The following is a 3,029-nucleotide window of genomic DNA, read 5'->3' as shown; positions in this document are numbered from 1 at the left end:
CAGTAACCATTTTGTCCTTGATGCCTTGCCCCTGTGTCGTCTGTCTGAATGTAGCTTGAGCAATGCAGGCCTGTGACCAGAATCTCATCCTTCTCACTTTGAAACTGCTCATGCCCTTTAGTGATCAGGTTGCTCAGTTCCCCCGGCGAGATGGAGAGGCCAATATCCCAGAGCCATTCCAGCAGTTGCGGTTGGGTAACACCACAACCGAAATACTGGTGAAGAATGTAGGCTTGCAATGTCGGGCCATAATGGTGCCCGTGCAAATTCGCTGGAGGCTTGGCAGTGACTGTTTTCCCGTCCGGTGTTATCCATTGATCAAGCAAATATTCGACACTGGTTGCCTTGATCACCAGATCTTGTACATAGAATGGGGTAGTGCCGTTCCAGGTAGATCCCGGAGGAACACCACAGGCCGGGACACGTATGCTCTTTTCAGGAGGTGGCTTTGTGGGTTGCTTGCGCTGATTACGAGTACTTTCATCCGGTTTGCTGACCTTATGTTTTGGGACACCATCCGGATCAGCTTCATCACCTTGACCGGTTGCCGGTGGAGTACCGGGAGGGCCGTCTGAGTCATCAGGGGGCTTGGTATTTGGTTTGATGTCGGGCTTGGGAGGCAGCTTTTTAAGACGGCGGATTTCAGCCTCAAGGGCTTCGTCTTTCTCCTGTAGCTGAGTGATCTGCTCTTGCTGCTGAACGCCTTGTGCCTGCAGCCTGGCAATCAACTCCTTCTGGAGAACGTTCTCTTTCTGGGACAGAGCCAATGCTTTCTGGGACAAAGCCAGCGACTCCTTGAGCAATGTGTTGTGCTGCTGGAGCTGAGCAAGATAATCCAGGACTTTTTGGCCTGGATGGTCATGCTGGGCACTGGTTACAGGAAAAGGAAAACTCATGGTGGAAAAGGATAGACCATAGCCGTGTATTTTGCTTTATGTCAGCACTTTCTGAGAACTTACCATCATTTGTATGTATGAGTGATTACAAGCTTCTGAAAATCTGTGTGCTACCTGCTCTTGAAAGTGAGCGTGATATTGAAGACGCTTGTCGGTATACACTGATGTTGATGGAAACCTTTCCGGGGGATGACTATCAGGAGGTGGTTGATATTTGTTTTGAGACAGATTCAGCAAAGGAGTTTGAGAGGTTGCTGGCTGATAGGAGCCAGCTGGACAAAATGTTAGTCTAAAGCCGTTAGATTGGTTGTTGAAGGGATTTTTGAATCAACTATCCGTTATCTGAATCTGATAGACCCCTTCCAATTAACCCAGTAAAGTTGTACCTATGTCTTGTATTTTTATCGAGATACACGTCATTTAAGACTGTATTTTTTCAGGTGCATAGGTTATGAAAAAACGTATATACGACACTAATGGAGGTCTTACTCTGACCATTTCTCAACTAAAAGAAATTTTTGAAAAGTCAGGTGTTGTACAAATTTTATATAAACGACTGGCTCCAAATGACAATAGTAAAAATCAACCATACTTGGCTCCACACTTATCCGAAATCGCTTTTCTGCCAATTGGTGAAATAGGTCAGGAAGCTTCTACATCAAAGAAAACCTCTGATCCTAAGCGACAAATACGATACAAGGCATCCTTGCCAATGTCGTGGATAGATGTAGATGGTCATGAGTACCCTGCAAGTGGTTCAAGACATTACTACTGATATTAGATCGACTTTATCTTGCATTAATGAGACTGCTTCTCACTTGGTTTTTTTATCTACGTAAGTACGAATACCAGTTTGCAGTCAGGGTACAAAAACGTAGGATAAATCAAATTATTAATAAAGCTAACTGGACAATCTAGTCGAGCAAACACAACTAAGGAAATAATGATGTCAGCAATATGGACTGAAGAAGAACTTGAAGCATCTGTGCTTGCTTACATGGATATGCGCAAGAAAGATTCAATGGCTGAACCTTACATAAAAAAAAGCTATTATTCTGAGCTTTCAAAAAGGTTTGGTAGAACAGAAAAAGCATTTGAATACCGAATGCAAAACATCTCTTATGTCATGTCACTCATGGGTAGAAAGTGGGTAAAAGGTTTAAAGCCCGCTAAGCATGTTGGCTCCAACCATATTGAGATTATTGAACGGCTTGTCTCAAAGGTAGAAGGTAAAAGTTATGTTGGTCAAGCCACATTTGAAGGTCAGGTTTGGGAACTGAAGAAGAAAAAATCATTTTCGAAACCTTCTGGAGAGATCAGGCCTAATTCTGTTACCTCTCAAGTAACAAAATATCAACGCGATCCCAGAGTTAAAGCTTGGGTACTAAAGGAAGCTGAGGGTCGTTGTGAGAACTGCGATAATATCGCACCATTTCTTACCGCTGAAGGCGAACCATTTTTGGAAGTACACCACTTAAAACATTTAGCAGATGGTGGCTCTGATACTGTAACTAATGCTATAGCTCTTTGCCCAAACTGCCACAGAGAATTTCACTATGGGCAGTCAATGGCATCTAAACTTGAAGAATTATACGGCAAGAACAGCAGGCTGATTCGCGAGTAATATTACTGAGCTTTTATTCAGCATCATAAAAGTTATGCACTACACTCTGACCCTGGTTGCCAAAAATATCTTTGCCCCTTACACCATCAAGCATTTGCAGCTGCCCATTAAAACCATCAACAACGATTTCCGTCGTATAACGATCCTGACCAACCTGCCCCTGCCATTTCCGGGTTTGCAACTTCCCCTCAAGGTAGACCTTCGATCCTTTGCCGTGAAAATCCCTGAACCGAAGGTGCAAGCAGCTTCCCTGTACAGAACAAGGAACTGTCGTATTAATAAAGACTCAGGCTTATTGCTGAGCCTGAGCCTGAGCCAGGTAGCCGTAATCAACCAGTTTGTTCAACCAGCGCGCAGCATTCTTCCTGACCATCAAACCCTCGTAATCTATGTCAGGATTAATATAAGGCTGTCGTCGCTTTAGTAAGGTATAAATTACTCGAATGAGCTTGTGAGCTATGGCAATCAGACTCCGCTTATGACCCCTGCGAATGACCAGGCTTTGGTAC

The 3,029-nt window shown here is 44.0% G+C and carries 3 protein-coding genes and 3 pseudogenes; 3 read left to right on the top strand and 3 right to left on the bottom strand.

Translation table 11 applies throughout. The annotated features are described in order from the left end of the window. Positions 1–896: pseudogene (locus KDK15_RS07110) on the bottom strand (hypothetical protein); the annotation flags it as partial. A gap of 77 nt (positions 897–973) precedes the next feature. Between KDK15_RS07110 and KDK15_RS07105 the strand changes: the two are divergent. From KDK15_RS07105 to KDK15_RS07095, 3 genes are all read left to right on the top strand, one after another. Then, the gene (locus KDK15_RS07105) at positions 974–1,189 is read left to right on the top strand and encodes a hypothetical protein (protein WP_257294666.1); all 216 of its coding nucleotides are present in this window, start codon (positions 974–976) and stop codon (positions 1,187–1,189) included. A 158-nt stretch (positions 1,190–1,347) separates the two neighbouring features. After that, a complete protein-coding gene (locus tag KDK15_RS07100) occupies positions 1,348–1,671 on the top strand; it encodes a hypothetical protein (RefSeq protein WP_257294665.1) in 324 nt (107 codons plus the stop codon). Positions 1,672–1,839: 168 nt separating this feature from the next. After that, entirely contained in the window at positions 1,840–2,520 is a 681-nt protein-coding gene (locus tag KDK15_RS07095; protein WP_257294664.1) for an HNH endonuclease, read from the top strand. A 73-nt stretch (positions 2,521–2,593) separates the two neighbouring features. Here the strand turns inward: KDK15_RS07095 and KDK15_RS07090 are convergent. Then, a pseudogene (locus KDK15_RS07090) lies at positions 2,594–2,731 on the bottom strand (single-stranded DNA-binding protein); the annotation flags it as partial. A gap of 81 nt (positions 2,732–2,812) precedes the next feature. Beyond that, a pseudogene (locus KDK15_RS07085) lies at positions 2,813–3,029 on the bottom strand (IS110 family transposase); the annotation flags it as partial.

The organism is Endozoicomonas sp. YOMI1 (assembly GCF_024606345.1).
Taxonomy (GTDB): Bacteria; Pseudomonadota; Gammaproteobacteria; order Pseudomonadales; family Endozoicomonadaceae; genus Endozoicomonas.
This window is presented reverse-complemented; position numbering and strand designations above follow the sequence as displayed.